Source organism: Asaia sp. Ae19-3, assembly GCF_059801175.1.
Genome location: NZ_JBCHWF010000001.1, coordinates 1430210 through 1453855, shown reverse-complemented (window position 1 = coordinate 1453855; position 23646 = coordinate 1430210). Strand labels below are relative to the sequence as shown.

Below are 23646 nucleotides of genomic sequence, written 5' to 3'. Positions count from 1 at the left end.
ATGAATGATTTTCTGAAAATTTCCGGTCTCTGTGCGCAGATTGACGATAACGGAACCCCGAAGGAGATTCTGCGCGGTCTCGACCTCGAAGTGCCCAAGGGCCAGATCCATGCCATCATGGGTCCGAACGGTTCGGGCAAGTCGACGCTCTCCTATGTGCTGGCCGGTCGTGAAGACTATGAAGTGACCGGCGGCAGCGCCGAGTTTCTTGGCGAAGATCTGCTGGCGCTCGAGCCGGAAGAACGTGCGGCTCTTGGCGTGTTTCTCGCCTTCCAGGCGCCGATCGAGCTGCCGGGGGTGAATAACGCCAACTTCCTGCGCACAGCCGTCAATGCGGTGCGTCGCGCCCGCAAGGAAGACGAGCTTGATGCGGTGGGCTTCCTCAAGGCCGTTCGTGCCGAGACGAAGCACCTGCACATGTCTGACGAGATGCTCAAGCGTAACGTCAATGTCGGCTTCTCGGGCGGTGAGAAGAAGCGTAATGAAGTGCTGCAGATGCGCATGCTGCGTCCGAAATTCGCCATTCTCGACGAGACGGATAGCGGTCTCGATATCGATGCCCTGCGTATCGTCGCAGAAGGCGTGAACAGCCTGCGCGGTCCCGACTTCTCTGCGCTGATCATCACCCATCACCAGCGCCTGCTTGACTACATCAAGCCTGACCGCGTGCATGTCATGGCCAAGGGCAAGATCATCCATAGCGGTGGTGGCGAAGTGGCGCTGGCGCTTGAGGCGCAGGGCTATCAGCAATATCTCGAGGCGGTGGCATGAGCGGCGCAACCGCCATTTCTCCCGCGATCGAGTCCTTCCTTTCGCGGGCACATCAGGGCGAAGCGCGCAGCCTCCTGGAGCGTCAGGGGCTGCCGCAGCGTCGCCTTGAAGCCTGGCGCTACACGCCGCTGCGCGATCTGGACAAGACCGGGTTTGCCGCACCGGATGCCGTGTCGGTCGATGTAGCCAGGGCGCTTCTTGCCCGTCTCGCGCCCGAAGCGCTCGAGGGGCATCGCATTGTTTTCGTCAACGGTGTTGCGATCGCTGCCCTGACCAGTCTGCCGGATACGGTCGAAGTTACGGATCTGTCCGTTCCGCTTCTGGCTGATCGTCCGCTCAGCGTGCTCAATAATGCCATGCAGCAGCCGGGCATTGCCCTGCGTGTGGCTGCCGATGTCGATGCTGGCCAGATCGCGCTCGTATCCCTTGTCACCAATGGTGATCAGGTTTCCACGCATCTTGCACATCAGATCACGCTGGATGCCGGCGCAAAACTGACACTGCTCGATATCCAGTCGGGTGAGGGGGCGTATCTCGCCAATCCGAGCCTGACGGTTTCGGTGGCGGAAAAAGCCCATCTGACCCATCTGCGCGTGCAGCAGGACAGTCTAGAAGCAACCAATCTTGCTCTGGTTAATGCCCGGATTGCCGAGCATGGCACCTATGACAGCTTCACCCTCACGCTGGGGGCAAAGCTCTCGCGTCACGAGGTTCTGGCTCATCTGGGTGGCAAGCATGCCATCGTGCATGTCAACGCAGCCCAGCTTCTGGCTGGTTCGCAGCATGCTGATCTGACCTCGGTGATTACGCACGCCGCCCCTGACTGCAATTCCCGCCAGACGGTGAAGAATGTGCTGATGGATGCGGGTCATGGCGTATTCCAGGGCAAGATCTATGTCGATCGCATTGCCCAAAAGACCGATGGCTATCAGATGAATCAGGCGCTTCTCCTTTCGGAGAAAGCTCAGATCGACAGCAAGCCAGAGCTTGAAATCTACGCTGACGACGTCAAATGCAGCCATGGTGCCACTGTCGGCGCGCTTGATGACGAGCAGCTTTTCTATCTTCGTGCCCGTGGCATTCCGCACGCTGAAGCCCGCGCCATTCTGGTGCGCGCCTTCCTACTCGACGCTCTGGCGCTGGTGACGGATGAGGCCGCCTACGCGTTGCTCGACCGGCGTGTCGATGCCTGGTGGCAGAAAAGAGAGGCATGATGACCTCGAATGACGTTCTCGATCGTTTCGCGACCCTGCGCAGCCGGTTTCCGATCCTGTCGGAAACCGTCCATGGGCGCCCGCTCGTTTTTCTGGACAGCGCCGCTTCGGCGCAGAAACCGGATTGCGTGATTGATGCGATGGCGCAGGCCATGCAGCACCAGTATGCAAATATCCATCGCGGGCTGCACTGGATGAGCGAGCGCACGACGGAAGCGTATGAATCGGTGCGTAAACAGGCGGCGCGCTTTCTGAAAGCGCCTGACCGCCACGAGATCATTTTCACACGAAACAGCACCGAGGCGATCAATCTCGTCGCGCATTCCTACGGAGCCTTGCTCAAGCCGGGTCAGGCTGTCCTGATTTCCGAGCTGGAGCATCACTCCAACCTTGTCCCGTGGCAGATGCTGCGTGACCGGCAAGGTATCGAATTGCGCGTCGCGCCCATTACCGAACAGGGCGATCTCGATCTGGCAGCCTATGAGGCCCTGCTCGAGGATGGTCGTGTCGGTTTGGTTGCCATTACGCATATGTCTAACGTGCTCGGCACGCTGACCCCGGCGAAGGAACTGGCGCGTCTTGCCCATCGGTATGGCGCCCGCATTCTTTTCGACGGGTCTCAATCGGCCGTTCATCGCGCGATTGATGTGCAGGATCTCGATGCGGATTTCTTCGTCTGCACCGGGCACAAGCTTTACGGTCCGACAGGGATCGGTCTGCTCTGGGGCAAGACGGAACTGCTCGAAGCGATGCCGCCTTTTCTGGGTGGTGGAGAGATGATCGAGAGCGTCAGCTTCGAGAAATCCACCTGGGCCAGAATACCGCATAAATTTGAGGCGGGCACACCGCCGATCATTGAGGTGATCGGTCTGGGAGCCGCGCTCTCCTTCATGGAAGAGCTGGGCGCCGAGGCGATTACCGCGCATGAAGAGGCGCTTGTCGCCTATACACGCGAGACACTCGGTGCTTGTGAGGGGGTGCGTCTCGTGGGGGCCCCGAAGGAGCAGGGTGGTGTGGTTTCCTTCGTCGTTGAAGGGGCGCACCCGCATGATCTGGCTGTGCTGCTGGACAGGCTGGGTATCGCCATCCGCGCAGGTCAGCATTGTGCCGAGCCACTGATCCGCCGTCTTGGCCTTACCGCGACAGCCCGGGCAAGTTTTGGCGTCTATACGACACGCGACGACATCGATGCCCTGGTCAAGGGCGTAGCCCGTGCCCGGCAGATGCTGGTCTGACACAGGAAGGATCTCTCATGACTGATGAAAACCATATCCTGACCAGACCGCTCGGTGCCCCGGCAGAAGAAGCAGTTTCCGAGGGCGCGGCCATAGGTGTGCCGGACGAGGACAGTGTCATTTCGGCCATTGCGACCGTTTATGACCCCGAAATTCCGGTCAATATCTACGAGCTCGGTCTGATCTACGCGATCGATCTGCATGATGACGGTCGAGTGGATATCGAGATGACGCTCACCGCCCCCAATTGCCCAAGCGCGCAGGAATTGCCTGAGCAGGTGCGTGAGGCCGTGGCTGCACTGCCCGGTGTCAGCAAGGCGAGTGTGGTGATCGTCTGGGATCCACCATGGGATATGAGCCGCATGAGCGACGATGCGCGTCTTGCGCTAAACATGTTCTGAACGGGGAGAAAAGCCATGAGCGACACACAGACAGTGCCTTCACCCGTCAAGCGGGAACTGCCCCCTCTGATGCAGATGACCGAGCGTGCGGCAAAGCGCCTGAAACAGCTCTATGAAGGGGCCAATAAGGGGCAGATCCTGCGTATTGGCGTTAATACGCGTGGCTGCTCGGGCATGTCCTATGACATGAGCTTTGTGGAAAGCGCTTCACCGGGCGATGAATCCGTGACCGATCACGGGCTGAAGCTGCTCGTCGACCGCAAGGCTACATTGTTTCTGATTGGCACGGTGATGGATTACGAGGTCAAGGACCTCGAATCAGGATTCACCTTCACCAATCCCAATGAAAAAGGCCGTTGCGGCTGCGGAGAAAGCTTTCACGTCTGACGACGTGAAAGTCTCTTCTTGCTCTTTGTGAAGCTGATGACGGCTTCGACTTCGGTAGACCAGAGAAACTGGTCGATAACCGACACCGACAGGACCCCATAGCCAGCCTTGGCCAGCAGAGTTGCGTCTTTCTGCAGAGCCTGCGGGTTGCAGCTGACATAGATGATGTCTTCCACACCCGAACGCGCGATATGGTCCATCTGCGACAGGGCCCCGGCATGGGGCGGGTCGAGAACGATCACGCGTGCCTTGGCGAATTCCTTCGCGATGAGCGGCTGACGTGTCAGATCGCGATGCGTGGTTTCGATACGCTGACCGATCGCACCGGATTTCAGGGCTGCGATAGCCTCGAAATGGCCTTCATAAGCCAGAACGCGGCCCTTTTGTGCCAGCGGGACGGTCAGTGTGCCAAAACCGGCAAACAGTTCGACAATCGGATCGCGTCGATTGAGTGCAGGCAGGGCGGCAAGAACAGCATCGGCAATGGCTGTTTCGCTCTGGTTGGTCGCCTGCAGGAAGCCACCGGGCGGCGGAGTGAGCTTGACCGCACCAAAGGCATGAAAGACCGGGCCCTGCTGGGCCACAATTTCATAACCCTCATTGGGGCGACGTCTGGACCGCCACGAGATACGGGGAATTTTGTGCTCGCGACCGAAGGCGGCGAGCTTGACCCGATCGGTCGGTGCAAGCGCGGAATCGGTTGCGATCAGCAGATCGGGCCCCGAACTGTAGAGATTGATCTGGAGATCGCCGCCACCGGTCACCGCACCTAACCCGCCCAGAACCTCGCGTAGCGGGTCCAGCAGGGCCAGGAGGGTCGGATCGATGACATGGCATTCTGTCATATCGACCACATCGCCGTGGCGGCGGTGTAGCCCCAGTATGATTTTTCCCGGTTGGCGCTGGAAAGCGAGATCGATTCGACGGCGGCTCTCTGCGGGGACCTGCATCGACTCGAATCGGGGGAGGGTCTCGAACCCCGCACGATTCAGGGCATGACGGACAAGCCCGATCTTCCAGTCCAGCAGTGCCGGTCGAGCCGTCGTCTGCATGGCACAGCCCCCGCAGCTTCCGAACAGGGAGCAGACAGGCGCGACCCTGTCGGGCGATGGAGACAGCAGGTCGATCACCTCGACATGACGTGACCCGTCATAACGCAGCTTGAGCGTATCACCCGGCACCGTTTCCGGCACGTAGGCGGGCTTGTCTTCAATGAGAACAAGCCCGTCACCATTTGCGCCGAAAGAAAGAACCTTCGTTTCGATAAGGGAAGCCATCAGAACTCAGACAGTGCCGCGATGCTGGATCGGCCCGATCTGGTCGTCACTTTCTGCTTTCCGATTGCGGCGGGGGAGCAGCATGAAGGCGGGTGTGTCATGACCGAACCCCGTGCGTGGGGCATCGTGATCGAAGGGGGTGGTCGGCGCAACGGAACCATTGGCTGACTCAGCCCTGTCACGCGGCTGTTGACGCGCGGCCTCGTTCGCCACAGGGCGGTCACCACGGTCACCACGGTCACCACGGTCACCACGGTCACCACGGTTACCACGGTCACCACGGTCACCACGGTCACGGTTCTCACCGCGACGGTTATGACGTCCACCACGTTCCTTGCCAGAGCGTTCGCGACGCTCAGGCTGTGCGCCGTCCTGCTCCGGGTCGGCCCAGGGCAGGCTTTCCACACCCTCGATTTCGATCAGCGGAATCGGTGCGTGTTTCAGCTTTTCAATTGCCTCGGCCAGCAGCTTCTGGCGTGGTGATGCCAGGCTGAACGCATGACCTGTCTTGCCTGCACGGCCCGTGCGACCGATGCGGTGGATATAGTCTTCCGCGTTGAACGGCAGATCGAAATTGAAGACGTGCGAGAGCCCGCCGATATCGATGCCACGCGCAGCGACGTCAGAGCAGACGAGAATCTGCAGCTCACCGCTCTTGAAGCGTTCGAGCGTCTTGAAACGCAGCGACTGCGCCAGATCGCCATGCAGATGGCCGACGGAGAATCCGTGCTTGTGCAGGGATTTGTAGAGCACATCGACATCGCGCTTGCGGTTGCAGAACACAATGGCGTTCTGGACGTTTTCACGCTTCAGCAGCTTGCGCAGGACCCGGCGCTTTTCATGCTCGTCAACAACCAGAAGGGCCTCTTCGATGGTCGTTGCCACAGATGAGGGGCGCGATACTGTGATTTCTTCCGGCAGGTGCAGGAACTGGTCGGCAAGCGTGCGAATTTCCGGCGCCATTGTTGCCGAAAAGAGCAGGGTCTGGCGATGAGCGGGGAGCATCGACACGATACGGGTGATATCGGGAATGAAGCCCATATCCAGCATACGGTCGGCTTCATCGATCACGAGGATGCCAGTCTGGGTCAGAAGCAGCCCGCCGCGATCAAAGAGATCCATCAGACGGCCGGGCGTTGCGATCAGGATATCGACACCCTGATTCAGCACGGCGCGCTGATCGGCCATGCTCTCGCCACCGATGAGCAGGGCATGGTTGAGGCGAAGATGCTTGCCGTAGAGGGTCAGGTTTTCAGCAACCTGCAACGCCAATTCGCGTGTGGGTTCCAGAATCAGCGAGCGCGGCATGCGGGCGCGAGCACGCGATCCGGCCAGACGCTCAAGCATCGGCAGAGTAAACGAGGCCGTCTTGCCCGTACCTGTCTGGGCAACGCCGAGCACGTCCTGACCACTGAGGACCACCGGGATGGCTCGCGCCTGGATCGGGGTAGGATGCTCGTAGCCCATCTCTTCAATGGCGCGCATGATCGGGGCGGACAGGCCAAGCTCTGAAAACAGCGGCTTGGGAGCCTCGACGATCGCCTTCAGGGCCGGGTCAAGTTCCGGCGTCGCTGCAGGCGCTGCTTCAGGTGCAGGAACGACGGCAATTGCCTTCGCGGATGCGCCGCGTCTGCGACGGCCACGCTTGGCAGAGGACTCGCTGACCGCTTCTGGCGTCACTTCAACCAATTCGGCCGCAGAGGCGTCGATCGCAGGAGCATTATCCTGTGCGGCGACTTTCTCTGCGGCGTCCTTCACAGCGGCCTTGCGGGTTTCAGCCTTGGTCGTGCTGCGTGGTGTGCGCTTGCGGGCGGCGGGCGCCTTCTCTGTGGCGACTTCGATAGAAGGTGCCTCTGCCTCAGCTACGACAGGAGCAGTCTTCGCTGCCTTGGCGCGTGGCTTGGGCGCTGCCGATTTGGCAGAAACCGCTTCCTTGGCGGCAGCGGGCTTTCTACCGCGTTTGGGCTTCGGCTCTTCAACTGGGGCTGCAACAGCAGCGGGTTCGCTCACAGAGGCTGCGACAGGGGTCTTGCGGGGGCGACCGCGACCGCGCTTGACCGGCTCGGCTGATTCTATGGCCGCAACAGTCTCGGGAGCCTGCATTGTCTTTTCGACGGGTGCGGCCTTGACCGTCTTCTTGCGCGCAGGCTTTGCAGCAGCGACAGGTGTCTCGACAGCTTCAGGTGCCTGAGGCTTGCGCCCGCGCTTCGCCTTGACCGGGGGTTCAGCCGCCGGGGCTTCGGACGGAATGTCGCGTGGCAGGGCTTCTGCCACGGATTCCACCACACCATTTTCCGTCTTGGAAGAGGAACGTTTCTTGCGTGCGGGGGAGGTTTTTGCCGAACCTGCGGTCGATTTTGCGGTCAAACTGCTCTCTGATAACTATGGAGGTCTAGAAAAATAATCTGGCGCTCGGGCAATGCCACGCTGAAGCCGGGCAAGCGCAGAGCCTGAGCCAATCGCCCGTGCGTTATCTTGAAATCCTGCAAAAGGCAAGATTTTCCGTTGCTTGGGCACGAAAGCGCAATGAATGACGCGTTTTTCGCACCTCAAGCCAGTATCGGAGTGTGAAAGATCAGAAATCGCCGCCCATGGCAGCGCAGAAAACGGTGAGCACGCCCACAGCGACCATCAGAATGACGCGCAGGCGCACCTTGGCGAAAAGGGCGGGCTGGGGGCGGATGGCGCGGCGCAGGCTCTGGAAAGGGCCGAAATAGGCGCTCAGGAAAATCAGCGCCATGATCAGCGCAAGGCCCTGCATGATATTGATCGGCAGGCTCATCGCGCCGAATCCGCCCATATGCAGAACGAGAAGCCAGCCCGTTACCAGAGCGGTCGGCACGATATGCAGGAGGGCGCGGAAATAGCGTGCGATCAGCTGGATCTGCACATTCTGGCGCTGGGCTGGCTCAAGCAGGGCCACAGTGCTGCGGCTGACAATGGCGGCATAGAGACCGCCGCCAATCCAGTAAGCCATGCAGAGCAGGTGAAGCGCGAGGATGACGCTCCAGAGAAACGGGTTCGACATGTCTTCTCCACCAGAAATCAGGTCCGGGACACTTCGCGCCCTCAAAAGCGCGGGATCAGGAATACCGGAAGGTTATGCGACGTTCCCTAGCAGTATGCGCGAAATCATCAACTGCGGAGTGACATGCCCATGAAGTCTGACCTGCGTTTTTCCCTGCCCACGCCGGCGCAATGTGGCGAGATGGATCGAAAGGCGAGCGAAACGATCGGGATCAGCGCGCTGATGGATCGGGCTGGCTGGTCTGTGGCTCAGGCAATCAGGGCGCGTTTTGCGCCTTGCCGTGTGCTGGTGCTGTGCGGGCCGGGCAATAATGGTGGCGATGGTTATGTCGCTGCCCGCTATCTCGAGCGTGCGGGTTGGCCGGTTCAGGTCGCCCCTCTGACACCGCCCCGTGAGGGAAGTGCGGCCTCTAGGGCTGCGGCGCAGTATCGCGGGCGAATAGCGGATTTCACACCAGAGAATGCCCGCCGCGCCGATCTGGTGATCGATGCTGTTTTCGGTGCGGGCCTCGACCGCCCCCCGGCGCCTGAGGTGGTGGCGGTGCTTTCTGCAGCCAGGATGCTTGTGGCGATCGATCTGCCCAGCACGGTCAATGGCACGACCGGTGCCTCTTTGGTTGAGGGGCCGGATTATCGCATGAGCGTTACATTCGTCCGTCCCAAGCCCGGGCACATACTGTACCCGGGGCGCGAAATCTGTGGCGAGCTCGTCTGCGCGAATATCGGTATGCCTGAAATCTGCCTTGAGGCTGCGGGTCCCACGATCTGGCTCAATGAACCGGGGCTCTGGCACGTGCCGGCGATGAGCCTGGAAGACCACAAATACCGTCGGGGTGTCGTCAGTATCTACGCAGGCCAGTTCATGCCGGGGGCAACCAGGCTGGCCGCGGCCGGTGCGCGGGCAAGCGGAGCCGGATTGGTGCGTATCAGTGCCGGAGAGGGCGCAGCGGCCTACCGGCTTGGTGCGCCCGGTCTGGTAATTGATGACGGGCCGCTGAAAACACTGCTTGAAGACGAGCGTCGCAGGGTCTGGCTCTGCGGGCCAGGCCTGACCGAGCCAGAAGTCGCTGCGAGTCTGCCGCTTCTTCTTGCATCGGAACGCATTGTTCTGGCCGATGCTGGCGCTCTGGGCTGGGCGGGAAGTGAGCCGGAAAAGCTCCATGGCGTTTCTGTCATTACGCCCCATATCGGAGAATTTACCAGACTTTTTGGTGCGCCGGGGGACGATCTCGTTGGTGCGGCGCAAAAGGCGGCGCGGCGTATCGGGGCGGTAGTCGTGCTCAAGGGTGCCGTCAGCGTGATTGCATCACCCGACGGGCGGGTTGCCCTCAATGACCATGCGAGCCCGGCTCTGGCAACAGCCGGTTCGGGCGATACGCTGGCGGGCGTGATTTCGACGATGCTTGCTGCCGGTATGATCCCTTGGGAAGCCGCCTGCGCCGGTGTGTGGCTGCATGGTGAGGCTGGGATGCGCGCTGGAAACTGGCCGATTGTCGAGGCACTTGATGCCCATCTGGGCGATGCGCGCGCCAAGGCGATCGCACTGGCTTGTGAAATCTGAAATTGTGCTGTAAAGCGGCGCGCTTGACGGCCCGGTCTTCGGCTGGGCTGCGTGTGCGGGCGTGGTGGAATTGGTAGACACGCCAGATTTAGGTTCTGGTGGCGCAAGTCGTGGGGGTTCAAGTCCCTCCGCCCGTACCAAAATATTTTCTCCTTAGTCGGGGCTTCCTGCCTTGCCTGTGCTGCGATGAAGCCGGGTGCAGGGCCCCGATGGCAACCCGGTCAATAGAGGATCGCCTGACAGATGCAGGTTACCCAAACGCAATCCGAAGGTCTGAAGCGCGGCTTTACCGTCACTGTGCCGGCTGGCGATCTGGAGGCGCGACGCGCCGCTCGTCTCGCCGAGCTCGGCCGCACGATCAATCTGCCTGGCTTCCGTCCCGGCAAGGTGCCCGCATCGCTCGTCAAGCAGCGCTATGGCGCCGCCCTGAATGGCGAGATCCTCGAGCAGGTCGTCAACGAGACCACCACCAAGGTGCTGGAAGACAACAAGCTGCGCCCGGCCGTTCAGCCGAAGGTCGAGCTGGTTTCCGGCGGTGAAGGTGAAGGCGATCTCGAGTTCAAGATCGAACTCGAAGTTCTTCCCGAGATCGCTGTTCCTGACCTTTCCGGTCTTGAGCTGACCCGTCTGACGGCAAAGCCCGCCGATGAGACCATCGACAAGGCTCTGGCCGAGCTGGCCAAGCGCCAGCGCAGCTTCGAGACGATCGAAGAAGACCGCGCTGCCCGTTCGGGTGACGTCGTCAACTGCGATTTCGTCGGCAAGCTCGATGGCACGCCTTTCGATGGTGGCACGGCGCAGGACGTCAATGTCGAGATCGGTGGCGACGGTTTCATCCCCGGTTTCGCAGAGCAGCTCGAAGGCATGAAGGCTGGCGAAGAGAAGGTGATTACCGTCACGTTCCCCGCCGAGTATCAGGCCAAGGAACTGGCCGGCAAGGAAGCGACGTTCGACATCAAGGCGAATGCGCTCAAGACCCCGGTCGACCCGACGCTTGACGATGAGCTGGCCAAGAAGATCGGCTTCGAGAACATCGCTCAGGTTCGTGACATCATCGTCAAGCAGGCAGAAGGCGAATACAGCCAGCTGTCGCGCCTGCGCATCAAGCGCGAGCTGCTCGACGCCCTGTCTGACAAGACGGATTTCGAAGCTCCCGAGAGCATGGTCGAGAGCGAATTCGGCCAGATCTGGCAGCGCGTCGAACAGGACCGCGCTTCGGGTGAGATGGACGAGGAAGACGCGGGCAAGGACGAAGACACCCTGCGCGCCGATTATCGCAAGATCGCCGAACGTCGCGTGAAGCTTGGCCTTCTGCTGGCCGAAATCGGCCGTACGAAGGAAATTACGGTTTCCCGTGAGGAGCTGATGCAGGCCGTCCGTCAGGAAGCCATGCGCTATCCGGGTCAGGAACAGGCCGTGTTCGAGTTCTTCAGCAAGAACCCGCAGGCAGCCGATGGTCTTCGTGGCCCGATTCTGGAGAACAAGGTCGTCGATTATCTGATCGAGCTGGCCAAGGTCACCGACAAGGAAGTGACGCCGGAAGAGCTCGCAGAGATCCCGCCGGCCGACCTCTGATCGTCTGATTCGCACCGCGACTCATGGAGTCCGTTCGTTTTTTGACGGACGGGCTCTAGGCGTTCATGGTGGCCATACCAAGATGGAAGAAGTCACACACCGGCCCGTTGAGGGCCGGTGGCAGTTAGGAACGGAAATGGCCATGAGGGATCGCGATCCTGTCGAGATCTTCAACAACGCGCTCGTACCGATGGTCGTCGAGCAGACGTCACGCGGTGAACGCGCTTTCGATATCTATTCCCGTCTCCTTCAGGAGCGGATCATTTTCCTGACAGGCCCGGTCTATGACCAGGTGGCCGCGGTCATCTCGGCGCAGCTTCTCTATCTGGAGAGCGTCAACCCGAGCAAGGAAATCTCTTTCTACATCAATAGCCCCGGCGGCGTCGTTTCGGCTGGTCTCGCGATGTACGATACCATGCAGTATATCCGCTGCCCGGTCAGCACCGTCTGCATCGGTCAGGCAGCCTCCATGGGGTCGCTGCTTCTCGCTGCTGGCGAAAAGGGGCGTCGCTTCTGTCTGCCGAATGCACGCGTGATGGTGCATCAGCCTTCGGGCGGCGCTCAGGGGCAGGCTTCGGATATCGAAATCCAGGCACGCGAGATTCTCGAAATCCGCAAGCGCCTGAACGAGATCTACCGCAATCACACGGGGCGTACGCTTGAGGAAATCGAGCAGAAGCTCGAGCGCGACAGCTATCTCTCGGCTGACGAAGCCAAGGAGTTCGGCCTGATCGACGAAGTCGTCCAGGCACGTCCCAAGAGCATTTCCGAGCAGGGCTGAGCCTGCTCCCGGTTGTGAGGTCCGGCCCTCTCGCCGGACCTTCAGCGGGGCTGCGACAGGCGGCCTCGTGCCCGGGGCTTGGTCGCCCCGTTACAGCCTCAGACCGGAGGGGCTTGCCGGGCTCTCATCGCCTGGCCTAAGTTTGGAGTTCCCCCTGTCGCGTTCCAGTCTCATGGCCGGGCCGATCGGGGAGGAGGAGCAGCGATGAATAATAAGACCGGCGATTCGAAAAACACCCTGTATTGCTCGTTCTGCGGCAAATCGCAGCACGAGGTGCGCAAGCTCATTGCCGGTCCAACCGTCTTCATCTGCGATGAATGCGTCGAGCTGTGCATGGATATCATCCGCGAAGAGCACAAGACGCATCTTGTGAAGTCGCGTGACGGGGTGCCGACTCCCAAGGAAATCTGCAAGGTTCTCGATGATTACGTGATTGGCCAGTTCATCGCCAAGCGCGCCCTCTCGGTGGCCGTGCACAACCACTACAAGCGTCTGGCACATTCCCAGAAGAGCAACGATATCGAGATTGCAAAGTCCAATATCATGCTCATCGGGCCGACGGGCACAGGTAAGACGCTGCTTGCCCAGACGCTGGCGCGTATCCTCGATGTGCCCTTCACGATGGCCGATGCCACAACCCTGACCGAAGCCGGTTATGTGGGTGAAGACGTCGAGAACATCATTCTCAAGCTGCTTCAGGCTGCTGATTACAATGTCGAGCGCGCCCAGCGCGGCATTGTCTATATCGATGAGATCGACAAGATTTCGCGCAAATCCGACAATCCGTCGATCACGCGCGATGTCAGCGGTGAGGGCGTACAGCAGGCATTGCTGAAGCTGATGGAAGGCACGGTTGCATCTGTTCCGCCCCAGGGCGGGCGCAAACATCCGCAGCAGGAGTTCCTGCAGGTCGACACGACGAACATGCTGTTCATTTGCGGTGGCGCCTTTGCCGGTCTCGACAAGATCATCTCGGCACGCGGCAAGGGCTCGGGCATTGGCTTTGGCGCCGATGTGCAGAACCCTGATGACCGTCGTCTCGGCGCCGTCCTGCACGATGTCGAGCCGGAAGATCTGCTGAAATTCGGGCTCATCCCCGAGTTCATCGGTCGTCTGCCGGTCGTTGCCACGCTTGAGGATCTGGATGAGGAGACGCTGGTCGCCATTCTCTCCAAGCCCAAGAACGCCCTCGTGAAGCAGTATCAGCGTCTGTTCCAGATGGAAGGCGTTGCACTGACGTTTACCGATGACGCGCTCACCCAGATCGCCCAGCGTGCCATCGCCCGCAAGACAGGCGCTCGTGGTCTGCGCTCGATCATGGAGGCCATTCTGCTTGGCACGATGTTCGATCTGCCCGGTCTCGACGGGGTCGAAGAGGTCGTGATCAACAAGGATGTCGCCGAGAACCGCGCGGCGCCTGTCTATGTCTACGGCAAAGGCAAGGCCGAAGAACCCGCCGAGCAATCTGCCTGAGGGACACCCTAAATTCGGAGGACCGGCTTGCTGCCCCGGTCCTTCGTTATCATATGAAAAGAACTTGCCTTTTCGGCAGTCAAGACGCGGCGTCGTTCACGCCAAATTTCGGGTGACATTGCCGAGATCGTCCTCAAGGAGATCAGAGTTTCATGAGTGAAAAAAAGAGGAAGACTGCGGCGAGCAAGCTCAACACCGCAGCCAAGGCAGAAGCAGCCAAGGCAAAGCCGGTCGAGACAATTGCTGTCCTGCCGCTGCGCGATATCGTCGTCTTCCCGCATATGATCGTGCCGCTCTTTGTCGGTCGCGAAAAATCCGTTCGTGCCTTGGAAGCTGTCACGCGTGACAACAAGCAGATCCTGCTTGTTGCCCAGAAGAACGCTTCGCAGGATGATCCGCCGGCAGAGGATATCTACCGTTTCGGCACGATCTCCACGATCCTGCAGCTGCTCAAGCTGCCTGACGGCACCGTCAAGGTGCTGGTCGAGGGCATTCGTCGCGCGCGCATCAAGGAATTCCACGATATCGACGGCCATTTCGAGGCCGAGATCGAGGAAGTGGCTGACGCACCGGAAACCGGGAGCGAGGTCGAGGCCCTCGGCCGCACGGCGATTTCTCAGTTCGAGCAGTATATCAAGCTCAACAAGAAGATTGCGCCTGAAGTCATGGTGTCTCTCAACCAGATCGAGGATCTCTCGAAACTGGCAGACACCATTGCGAGCCATCTGAACCTCAAGATCGCTGAAAAGCAGGATATCCTTGAAGGCGGTTCTGTCAGCCATCGTCTGGAGCAGGTCTTTGCCCATATGGAGCAGGAGATCGGCGTTCTTCAGGTCGAGAAGAAGATCCGTAACCGCGTCAAGCGGCAGATGGAAAAGACCCAGCGCGAATATTACCTTAACGAGCAGCTCAAGGCGATCCAGAAGGAGCTCGGTGAAGGTGAGGACGGCCGTGACGAGACAGCTGAAATCGAAGAGCGGATCGTCAAGACCAAGCTGAGCAAGGAAGCGCGCGAGAAGGCCATGGGCGAGCTGCGCAAGCTGCGCGGCATGAGCCCGATGTCGGCTGAATCTACCGTTGTACGGAATTATCTCGACTGGATCCTGAGCATTCCCTGGAAGAAGCGCTCGAAAGTGTCGCGTGATTTCACGGCAGCGGAAGAAGTGCTTGAATCCGAGCATTACGGTCTTGAGAAGGTCAAGGAACGCATCCTTGAATATCTGGCCGTGCAGACGCGTTCCCAGAAGCTGAAGGGGCCGATCCTGTGCCTCGTTGGCCCGCCGGGTGTCGGCAAGACCTCACTGGCGCGTTCGATCGCCAAGGCGACAGGGCGCCAGTACGTGCGCATGTCGCTGGGTGGTGTGCATGATGAGTCCGAAATTCGCGGGCATCGTCGCACCTATATCGGCTCGATGCCGGGCAAGATCGTTCAGGGCATGAAGAAGGCCAAGACGTCCAACCCGCTCTTCCTGCTCGATGAGATCGACAAGCTCGGTTCTGACTGGCGCGGTGATCCGTCTTCGGCGCTTCTTGAGGTGCTGGATCCGGAGCAGAACAGCACGTTCAACGATCATTATCTCGAAGTCGATTATGATCTTTCGGACGTGATGTTCGTGACCACGGCGAACAGCCTGAACATGCCCCAGCCTTTGCTGGACCGTATGGAGATCATCCGTCTGTCGGGTTACACCGAGGATGAGAAGGTCGAGATTGCCCGTCGCCATCTGGTGGGCAAGCAGGCCGAGGCACATAACCTCAAACCGCATGAATGGTCGATCAGCGATGCAGCCCTGCGCAGCCTGATCCAGCATTACACGCGTGAAGCCGGTGTACGTAGCCTCGAGCGTGAGATCGCCAAGATTGCCCGTCGTGTCGTCAAGCGTCTCGTGACCTCTTCGGTCGAGACGATTGCCATCACGCCGGAAAATCTCGATGAGTTCTCCGGTGTGCGTCGCTTCAAGCATGGCGAGACGGAAACCGAAGATCTCGTTGGCATGGTCTCCGGTCTGGCATGGACGGAAGTCGGTGGCGAGATTCTGACCATCGAAAGCGTGATGCTGCCAGGCAAGGGCCATGTGAAGGCGACCGGCAAGCTGGGTGAGGTGATGCAGGAAAGCGTCTCTGCCGCGGTTTCCTATGTTCGCTCGCGTGCGCAGTCTTTCGGCATCAAGCCCTCGATTTTCGAAAAGCGTGACATCCACGTGCATGTGCCCGAGGGTGCAACGCCAAAGGACGGGCCGTCTGCCGGTGTTGCCATGGCGACCTCGATCGTGAGCGTGATGACCGGTATTCCCATTCGCCGCGATGTGGCCATGACCGGTGAAATCACGCTTCGTGGTCGTGTGCTCGAGATTGGTGGTCTTAAAGAGAAGCTGCTTGCGGCAACCCGTGCCGGTATCGCAACGGTCTTCATCCCGAAAGACAATGAGAAGGATCTCGCCGAGATTCCGAACAACGTCAAAGAGGCGCTGACGATCATTCCCGTTTCCCATGTCGATCAGGTTCTTGAGGCAGCGCTTGTGCGTCCGCCCGAGGCGATTGAATGGGACGAGGAAGAAGACGTACCGGCAGGGCGCGCTGCCGAGGTGCTGTCGAGCCAGTTGCCGCACTGACGCTGCCAGGGTGCTGTCCACGGGGAGGCGAGGGGCATCAGGCGGGTTAAGCCTGTTACCCTCTGCCTTCAGGGTCCAAATGTGGACCTTGCTCGCTGAGGGATATGACTACCTGTTTTCTGCAATGCATGATGGTCGCCTCGAAAGGGGCGGCCATTTTGCTTTGCATGGCAGGAAAGACGCAGCTTTGACTAAAGCGTTAAACAGCGTCGTCCCGTGGCGCTCTGCGCGGTTGACGTAACAGAAAACGCCTTCATAGTGCCCTGCAAGACATGCCGAGCGACCCATAAAGGGTCGGATTTTCAGGAATTCTATAAGGGAACGAGATGGAAAAGCCGCTGAACAAACAGGAGCTCATCGCAGCGGTCGCCGAGAAGACCGATCTGCCTAAAGCCAAGGCAGGTGATGTGGTAGAGGCGCTTTTCGCCAGTATCGAAGAAGCTCTGGCGCGCAAGCAGGAGGTGCGTCTGGTCGGGTTTGGCTCTTTCGCTACCGCCACGCGCAAGGCCGCCAAGGGGCGCAATCCGCGCACGGGAGAGGAAATCGACATACCGGCATCGGTTTCTGTCCGTTTCCGTCCCGGCAAGGGCTTGAAGGATGCCGTAAGTTAACGTATCCCCAGTTTCACGACAGGCAGCGATTCGACGCTTCCTGTCCTGAGGGCGATTAGCTCAGCGGTAGAGCGTCTCGTTTACACCGAGAGGGTCGGCGGTTCAATCCCGTCATCGCCCACCATTCCTCAGCATCTGGAAGAGTCATGAGCTTCCCCTGGTCCCTGACGTGTTACGAAACGCTCGGGTCGACCTCCGATTTCTGTAAGCAGCAAGCCGACCAAGGCGCCCCGAACGGTATGGCCGTTCTCGCGCATCTCCAGACAGCCGGGCGGGGTACGCGTGGTCGTGTCTGGACAGCGCCCCAGGGCAATCTGTCTTTCTCCTTCCTGCTACGGCATGAGCGCGTAGAGGCCCTGATTCTGGCCATGCCGTTTCTTGTGGCTGTAGCGGTGCATGAGGCGCTCTCCTTTTGGCTCCCTGATTCGGGGCTGCGGCTCAAATGGCCCAATGACGTTGTTTGCGGGGGCGCCAAGCTCTGCGGCGTACTGATCGAGCGCGGCGGCACGCCTCACGCTCCCTGGATCGTCACCGGTATAGGGGTCAACCTGCGTACCGCCCCCCTGATCGAGGGACGAAAGACCGTCTCGGCTGCGGCGCTGGGCGCGCAGATTGGGGTGGAGGATCTTGCAAGGCGTATTCTCGAGCAGTTCGGTCTCTGGCTCGACCGCTGGGAGCGTGGGGGCTTCGAGCCGATCCGCATCGCCTGGCTCGATCGGGCACACGAGCCAGGCTCGCGGCTTGCGGTTCAGAGGGGGGCTGATTATATAGAGGGTTTCTTCGCAGGTCTCGACGTGGGCGGTCGACTGCTACTTCAAACCGTTCAGGGCGAGATTCAGACGTTCGCGGCGGGGGATATTCTACTGCTTGGGTGAAGGACGGTCTGTGCTCCTCGTTGTCGACGCCGGTAATACCAATATCGTTTTTGCCGTGCATGATGGCAGGGAATGGCGCGGCACCTGGCGCATCTCAACCAATGACCAGCGCACTTCTGATGAATATGCCGTCTGGCTTCTGAGTCTGATCGAACGTTCCGGCCTGAATCCCCAGGCTATCTCACGGGCCATCATCGGCACGGTTGTGCCAGCCGCGCTCTATCATCTGCGCCGCCTGTGTCGCGAATGGCTGGATCTCGAACCCCTTATTGCCAATACAGCCCTCGACTGGGGCTATCCGCTGAAGGTCGATACACCTTCGGAGGTCGGGGTTGATCGTCGCCTCAACGGGCTTGCAGCGCAGCATTTCTATGGTGGCCCGCTGGTCGTCGTCGATTTTGGCACGGCCACGACATTCGACGTTGTGGATGAGGAAGGGGCATTCTGTGGTGGGGCGATCGCGCCGGGTGTCAACCTGTCGCTCGAGGCGCTGCACCAGGCTGCGGCACGTCTGCCTCGCATCAGTGTCGGTCGGCCATCATCTGCCATCGGTCGCAGCACGAGTGTGGCCATGAGGTCCGGACTTTTCTGGGGTTATGTCGGTCTGGTCGAAGGGATCGTCTCGCGCATCGCGCTTGAGATGGCCACCCCGATCAAGGTGATCGCCACGGGCGGTCTGGCCCCGCTTTTTTCTGAGGGAACGAACCTGTTCCAGCATGTTGCTCCAACACTCACACTCGACGGATTGCGCCTTCTGGCTGCGCGCAATTCGACGGGTGAATTTATTCCGGCACCAGGATGAAGGTGTGTTTCTTCTATTTGTTTCTAGGAATTTTGAATGTCAGTGACTGAAAAGGGTCTCGCATTCCTGCCATTGGGCGGGACCGGCGAGATCGGTATGAATTTCAATCTCTACTGCCTTGACGGCAAGTGGCTGGCCATTGATTGCGGTATTGGTTTTTCGGGCAATGATACCCCCGAAGCCGAAATCCTTATGCCCGACCCGCTCTTCATCGCAGAGCGCCACAAGAGCCTGTGCGGCCTTGTGATCACCCATGCGCATGAAGACCATCTGGGCGCTGTTGCCCATCTCTGGCCCCAGCTGCGCTGCCCGATCTATGCGACGCCTTTTGCCGCCGCCGTGTTGCGACGCAAGCTGGGCGAGGCGCATCTTCTGCCGCAGGTGACCATCCACACCATACCGATGGGCTCGCGCTTCGAGGTCGGCCCGTTCGACCTGCAGTTCATCAACGTGACCCATTCCGTGCCCGAGGCGCAGTCTCTGGTGCTGCGCACGCCTTACGGCACAATCGTGCATACAGGGGACCTCAAGCTCGATCGTGAGCCTGTTGTCGGCCCGCTGACCGATCTCGATGCCTTCAAGGCCGTCGGTGACGAAGGCGTTCTGGCCATGGTGTGCGACAGTACCAACGTGTTCCGCGAGGGTATTTCGGGGACGGAAGGCCAGGTGCGCGATTCCATGGCGGGTCTGATCAAGACCCTTCATGGTCGCGTGGCGATCACCTGCTTTGCCTCGAACGTTGCGCGTGTCGAAAGCATTGCCCGTGCAGCCAAGGCGGCAGGCCGTCAGGTGATGGTTGTCGGGCGCTCATTGCGCAACCTCGAAGTGGCTGCGCGTGAATGCGGCTATCTGCAGGATATCCCGCCGTTCCTCGACGAGCGCGAAGCCAATTCGGTTCCTGATAACCGCTTGCTGATGATCATCACCGGCAGCCAGGGCGAGCCGCGTTCGGCGCTCTCGCGCATTGCCTCCGACGTTCATCCCAATATCTCCCTCGGTGAGGGCGATACGGTGATCTATTCGTCGCGCATGATCCCGGGTAACGAACAGGCTGTCATGGCGGTTCAGGACAATCTGACCCGTCGTGGTGCCACTGTGCTGACCGACAAGGATCATCTGGTGCATGTGTCGGGTCATGCGACCTCGGATGATCTGCGTCATCTCTACAGCCTTGTCCGCCCGAAGCTGAGCGTGCCGACACATGGTGAATGGCGTCATCTGACGGCCCATGCTGCTCTGGCTCGCGAGACAGGCGCGGAAGCGATCCTTCTCGAAGACGGCGATCTGCTGCGTCTCGGCCCCGACCACGCTGAAGTGGTCGATACGGCTCCTACAGGCCGTCTCGCGCTTGATGGCGGGCGTCTGCTGCCCATGACGGGCGGTGTTCTAGCAGCGCGTCGCAAGATGCTGTTCAACGGCATGGTACTGGCCAGTTTCGCGGTGGACGATGAGGGCTATGTAATCGGCATGCCCAAGATCAGCGCGCCGGGCCTGCTTGAGGCAGAAGACCCCGAGAGCACGCGCATCTCGGAAGAATTCGCAGATGCGATCGACGAGATTCCCGATGATCTGCGTCGTGACGATGCTGCTTTCCGCGACGCCGCCAAGACGGCGTTGCGTCGTGCGCTCGGACGCAAGCTGCAGAAGCGGCCGCTGGTCGATGTTCATCTGCTGCGGGTCTGATCCCGCAGCCAATACTCCTGAACGCGCCGTAAAAGGCGCGCGGTTTTTCTCCGGAATGGTCCAGCCTGATGCGTCTCTCCAGCGGTTTTCTGCCTACCCTCAAAGAAGTGCCTTCCGAGGCCCAGATTGCCTCGCATCGCCTGATGCTGCGCGCTGGCCTTGTGCGCCAGACATCGGCCGGCATCTATGCCTGGCTGCCAGCCGGGCTGCGGGTTCTGCGTAATATCGAGCAGATCGTGCGCGAAGAGCAGAACGCGATCGGTGCGCAGGAACTGCTGATGCCGACCGTGCAGTCTTCCGAGTTGTGGAAGCGTTCAGGCCGTTATGATGCCTATGGGCCGGAGATGCTGCGCATTCGCGATCGTCAGGATCGTGAACTGCTTTATGGGCCGACCAATGAGGAAATGATCACCGATCTTTTCGGCCAGGTGATTAAATCCTATCGTGAGTTGCCCCAGGCGCTCTACCATGTGCAGTGGAAATTCCGCGACGAACTGCGCCCGCGCTTTGGCGTGATGCGTGGTCGCGAATTCTTCATGAAGGACGCCTATTCCTTCGATGCGTCTTATGACGATGCCGTTGCGGCCTATCGTCGCATGATGCTGGCCTATCTGCGCACCTTCCAGCGTCTCGGCGTTCGCGCTGTGCCGATGAAGGCCGACACGGGCCCGATCGGTGGCGATCTGAGCCACGAATTCCTGGTGCTGGCCCCCACGGGCGAGAGCGGCGTGTTCTTCGATGCAGCGCTCGAGGAGCAGGACTGGCTGCACGAGGCGGTGGATATCGCCGATCACAAGAGCCTCGAGGCCTTCTTCAGCGGCGTGACGAAATTCTATGCCGCAACCGACGAAATGCATGACGAAAAGGCCTGGGAAGACGTGCCGGCTGATCGTCGTCGCGAGGGGCGTGGTATCGAGGTCGGACATATCTTCTATTTCGGCACGAAATATACGGAATCCATGGGGATTTCTGTGAGCGGCGCCGACGGCAACCAGTTCTTCCCGGAAATGGGTTCTTACGGCATTGGCGTGTCCCGCCTCGTTGGCGCGATTATCGAAGCCAGCCATGATGAGGCCGGTATCATCTGGCCTGACTCGGTGGCGCCTTTCCTTGCGGCCATTCTCAGCCTCAAGCCGGGTGACGAAGCGGTGGATGCGCTGTGCGAGAAGCTGTATGCGGCGGCTCCCGATGCGTTCCTTTATGATGACCGTGGCGAGCGTGCCGGTGTGAAATTCAACGATGCCGATCTGATGGGCCACCCCTGGCAGATGATCGTTGGCCCGCGCGGCGCGAAAGAAGGCAAGGTCGAACTCAAGCGCCGCGCCACGGGCGAGCGTTTCGAGCTTTCTGTCGACGAGGCGCTGGCCAAGGTGCTGGGCACTGACGCTTCCGGCAAGGGCGCTGCCTGATCATGTTCAATCGCTTCGAGCGCGTGGTGGCGGGGCGCTATCTGCGCGCCCGTCGCGGGGAACGTTTCGTTTCCATCATCGCCATTTTTTCGCTTATCGGTATCGCGCTCGGTGTCGCAACCCTGATTATTGTCATGGCGGTGATGAATGGTTTTCGCGCTGATCTGATGGGGCGCGTGCTCGGGCTTAATGGCGATCTGAACATCTTCAGCGCCGGTCACAGTATCAGCAATTATCAGGATGATGTCGTCGCCATCAAAGGCGTGAAGAACGTCACCCGTGTGACCCCGATGGCGGAAGGCACGGTGCTGATCGATGCTGGCAACTACTCGACAGGGGGTGTCGTGCGCGGCATTGCGCCGGATGATCTGCGTGATCTTCATGCGCTGAGCGATACCGTGGTTGAGGGCAAGCTGGCCGATTTCCAGGGTGACGATGCCATTGCCGTTGGCGCGACACTGGCAGCGCGGGCCGGGCTGAGCGTTGGCAGCAAGGTCACGCTGCTTTCGCCCAATGGGCGGGCGACGCCTTTTGGCACCATGCCGCGCATACGCGCCTATCATGTGGCGATGGTATTCGACGCTGGCGTCAATGATTACGATACGAGCGTCATTCTCATGCCGCTCGATTCAGCACAGCGTTTTCTCATGATGCCCGGTGCCGTGTCGCTCATTCAGGTGGCGACAAAAGATGCGCTGGAGGTGACACCGGTCACGCGTGCCATTGCCGAGCGACTGGATGACCCGAGACTGCGGGTCATGGACTGGACACAGAGCAACAATGCCTTTCTGGGCGCACTGACCGTGCAGCAGAACGTGATGTTCCTCATTCTTACGCTCATTATTCTTGTGGCAGCGTTCAACGTGATTTCGTCCATGATCATGATGGTCAAGGACAAGACACGCGATATCGCCGTGCTGCGAACGCTGGGGGCGAGCCGTGGGGCGATCATGCGCATCTTTCTGATGTGCGGTGCCTCCGTGGGCGTATCAGGCACGCTGATCGGCTTTGGCATCGGTGTGGTGTTCTGCCTCAATATCGAGCGTATCCAGCATGGTGTGGAGCATCTCACCCATACAAGCCTGTTCAATCCCGAGTTCTACTATCTCGAGCATCTGCCTGCGAAGCTGATCTGGTCTCAGGTTATCGAGGTGATGGTCATGGCGCTGGCGCTCTCCTTCCTTGCCACGCTGTATCCGTCATGGCGCGCGGCCAAAACCGACCCTATCGAGGCGCTGCGCCATGAGTGAAACACCGGTCCTCAGCCTTGAGGGCGTTACGAGGCGCTTTCGGTCGGGCGACGAAACACTCGAGATTCTCAAGGGAGCGAGCTTCGATCTCTATCCCGGTGAGATCGTGGCGCTGGTCGCGCCGAGTGGCACAGGCAAATCGACGCTTCTCCACATTGCGGGCCTGCTCGAATCCCCTCAGGAGGGCGCAGTCCGTGTCGCTGGGCGTGAGACACGCACGCTCAGCGATACTCTGCGGACGCAGATACGCCGGGACGAGATCGGCTTCGTCTATCAATTCCATCATCTTCTGGCCGAGTTTTCATCGCTGGAAAATGTGGTGCTGCCCCAGCATGTCGCAGGCGTGGCCCCTCGTGAGGCAAAGGCACGGGCGACCGATTTGCTGACCCGTTTTGGTCTGGCCCATCGTCTGCAAAATCTGCCCGGCAAGCTCTCGGGTGGTGAAAAGCAGCGCGTGGCGATCGCCCGCGCTCTGGCCAATCGCCCCAGACTGCTTCTGGCAGATGAGCCAACCGGCAATCTTGACGTGCATACGTCTGACGCCGTGTTTGACGAGTTGCTTCATGCCGTGCGTAGCGAGAATGTGGGCGCCCTGATCGCGACCCATAACGAGGAGCTCGCTTCGCGCATGGACCGTGTCGTCACCCTGCGGGACGGCCAGATCGTCGCGAAATAAAGAAAGGGATGAAGCCATGAGGCGGG

The 23646-nt window shown here is 60.1% G+C and carries 20 protein-coding genes and 2 tRNA genes; 19 read left to right on the top strand and 3 right to left on the bottom strand.

The features are described 5' to 3' along the window. From sufC to AAID99_RS06160, 5 genes are read left to right on the top strand one after another with little or no spacing between them, the layout of a single operon-like run. Positions 1 to 771, top strand: coding sequence for a Fe-S cluster assembly ATPase SufC (sufC, locus tag AAID99_RS06180; RefSeq protein WP_188426942.1), 771 nt, complete (start codon positions 1 to 3; stop codon positions 769 to 771). Continuing rightward, positions 768 to 1985 carry a Fe-S cluster assembly protein SufD gene (gene sufD / locus AAID99_RS06175; RefSeq protein ID WP_498493434.1) on the top strand — a complete coding sequence of 406 codons (1218 nt, stop codon included), beginning with the start codon at positions 768 to 770 and terminating at the stop codon, positions 1983 to 1985. The genes sufC and sufD overlap by 4 nt, the downstream gene beginning before the upstream one ends. Next, positions 1982 to 3220, top strand: a complete 1239-nt coding sequence (locus AAID99_RS06170) for a cysteine desulfurase (protein ID WP_498493432.1) — start codon at positions 1982 to 1984, stop codon at positions 3218 to 3220. The genes sufD and AAID99_RS06170 overlap by 4 nt, the downstream gene beginning before the upstream one ends. A gap of 17 nt (positions 3221 to 3237) precedes the next feature. Then, on the top strand, positions 3238 to 3621 hold the full coding sequence (locus tag AAID99_RS06165; protein ID WP_498493430.1) for an SUF system Fe-S cluster assembly protein: 384 nt from the start codon (positions 3238 to 3240) through the stop codon (positions 3619 to 3621). Between the two features lie 15 nt (positions 3622 to 3636). Further along, entirely contained in the window at positions 3637 to 4008 is a 372-nt protein-coding gene (locus tag AAID99_RS06160) for a HesB/IscA family protein (RefSeq protein WP_267310097.1), read from the top strand. On the opposite strand, the gene AAID99_RS06155 is transcribed toward AAID99_RS06160, so the two are convergent. From AAID99_RS06155 to AAID99_RS06145, 3 genes are all read right to left on the bottom strand, one after another. Further along, positions 3999 to 5285: a class I SAM-dependent RNA methyltransferase gene (locus tag AAID99_RS06155; protein ID WP_498493429.1), complete on the bottom strand. Its 1287-nt coding sequence runs from the start codon at positions 5283 to 5285 to the stop codon at positions 3999 to 4001. The genes AAID99_RS06160 and AAID99_RS06155 overlap by 10 nt on opposite strands. A gap of 6 nt (positions 5286 to 5291) precedes the next feature. Next, a complete protein-coding gene (locus tag AAID99_RS06150; protein ID WP_498494270.1) occupies positions 5292 to 6833 on the bottom strand; it encodes a DEAD/DEAH box helicase in 1542 nt (513 codons plus the stop codon). A 1027-nt stretch (positions 6834 to 7860) separates the two neighbouring features. Continuing rightward, on the bottom strand, positions 7861 to 8313 hold the full coding sequence (locus AAID99_RS06145) for a hypothetical protein (protein ID WP_188426930.1): 453 nt from the start codon (positions 8311 to 8313) through the stop codon (positions 7861 to 7863). Positions 8314 to 8436: 123 nt separating this feature from the next. Here AAID99_RS06145 and AAID99_RS06140 point away from each other — a divergent pair, with 123 nt between their 5' ends. The 14 genes from AAID99_RS06140 to AAID99_RS06075 all read left to right on the top strand — a co-directional run bounded on the left by AAID99_RS06140 (position 8437) and on the right by AAID99_RS06075 (position 23620). Continuing rightward, on the top strand, positions 8437 to 9873 hold the full coding sequence (locus AAID99_RS06140; protein ID WP_498493428.1) for an NAD(P)H-hydrate dehydratase: 1437 nt from the start codon (positions 8437 to 8439) through the stop codon (positions 9871 to 9873). A gap of 55 nt (positions 9874 to 9928) precedes the next feature. After that, positions 9929 to 10013 (top strand) — tRNA-Leu (locus AAID99_RS06135). A gap of 103 nt (positions 10014 to 10116) precedes the next feature. Beyond that, a complete protein-coding gene (tig, locus tag AAID99_RS06130; protein WP_188426927.1) occupies positions 10117 to 11448 on the top strand; it encodes a trigger factor in 1332 nt (443 codons plus the stop codon). A gap of 142 nt (positions 11449 to 11590) precedes the next feature. Next, positions 11591 to 12229, top strand: a complete 639-nt coding sequence (locus AAID99_RS06125; RefSeq protein WP_188426925.1) for an ATP-dependent Clp protease proteolytic subunit — start codon at positions 11591 to 11593, stop codon at positions 12227 to 12229. A 204-nt stretch (positions 12230 to 12433) separates the two neighbouring features. Continuing rightward, a complete protein-coding gene (gene clpX / locus AAID99_RS06120) occupies positions 12434 to 13702 on the top strand; it encodes an ATP-dependent Clp protease ATP-binding subunit ClpX (RefSeq protein ID WP_188426923.1) in 1269 nt (422 codons plus the stop codon). A gap of 152 nt (positions 13703 to 13854) precedes the next feature. Continuing rightward, complete coding sequence (gene lon / locus AAID99_RS06115) at positions 13855 to 16314, top strand: endopeptidase La (protein ID WP_188426921.1); 2460 nt, start codon at positions 13855 to 13857, stop codon at positions 16312 to 16314. 326 nt (positions 16315 to 16640) lie between these two features. Continuing rightward, positions 16641 to 16925, top strand: a complete 285-nt coding sequence (locus AAID99_RS06110; protein WP_023977491.1) for an HU family DNA-binding protein — start codon at positions 16641 to 16643, stop codon at positions 16923 to 16925. 49 nt (positions 16926 to 16974) lie between these two features. Then, positions 16975 to 17049, top strand: a tRNA-Val gene (locus tag AAID99_RS06105). 22 nt (positions 17050 to 17071) lie between these two features. Then, the gene (locus AAID99_RS06100; protein ID WP_188426919.1) at positions 17072 to 17800 is read left to right on the top strand and encodes a biotin--[acetyl-CoA-carboxylase] ligase; all 729 of its coding nucleotides are present in this window, start codon (positions 17072 to 17074) and stop codon (positions 17798 to 17800) included. Between the two features lie 10 nt (positions 17801 to 17810). Further along, the gene (locus AAID99_RS06095; RefSeq protein WP_188426917.1) at positions 17811 to 18602 is read left to right on the top strand and encodes a type III pantothenate kinase; all 792 of its coding nucleotides are present in this window, start codon (positions 17811 to 17813) and stop codon (positions 18600 to 18602) included. A gap of 36 nt (positions 18603 to 18638) precedes the next feature. Further along, entirely contained in the window at positions 18639 to 20285 is a 1647-nt protein-coding gene (locus AAID99_RS06090; RefSeq protein ID WP_188426915.1) for a ribonuclease J, read from the top strand. 68 nt (positions 20286 to 20353) lie between these two features. Next, on the top strand, positions 20354 to 21694 hold the full coding sequence (gene proS / locus AAID99_RS06085) for a proline--tRNA ligase (protein ID WP_188426913.1): 1341 nt from the start codon (positions 20354 to 20356) through the stop codon (positions 21692 to 21694). Positions 21695 to 21696: 2 nt separating this feature from the next. Beyond that, entirely contained in the window at positions 21697 to 22944 is a 1248-nt protein-coding gene (locus AAID99_RS06080; RefSeq protein ID WP_188426911.1) for a lipoprotein-releasing ABC transporter permease subunit, read from the top strand. Continuing rightward, positions 22937 to 23620, top strand: coding sequence for an ABC transporter ATP-binding protein (locus AAID99_RS06075; RefSeq protein ID WP_188426910.1), 684 nt, complete (start codon positions 22937 to 22939; stop codon positions 23618 to 23620). Before AAID99_RS06080 ends, AAID99_RS06075 begins: the two co-directional genes overlap by 8 nt. Positions 23621 to 23646: the final 26 nt, after the last annotated feature.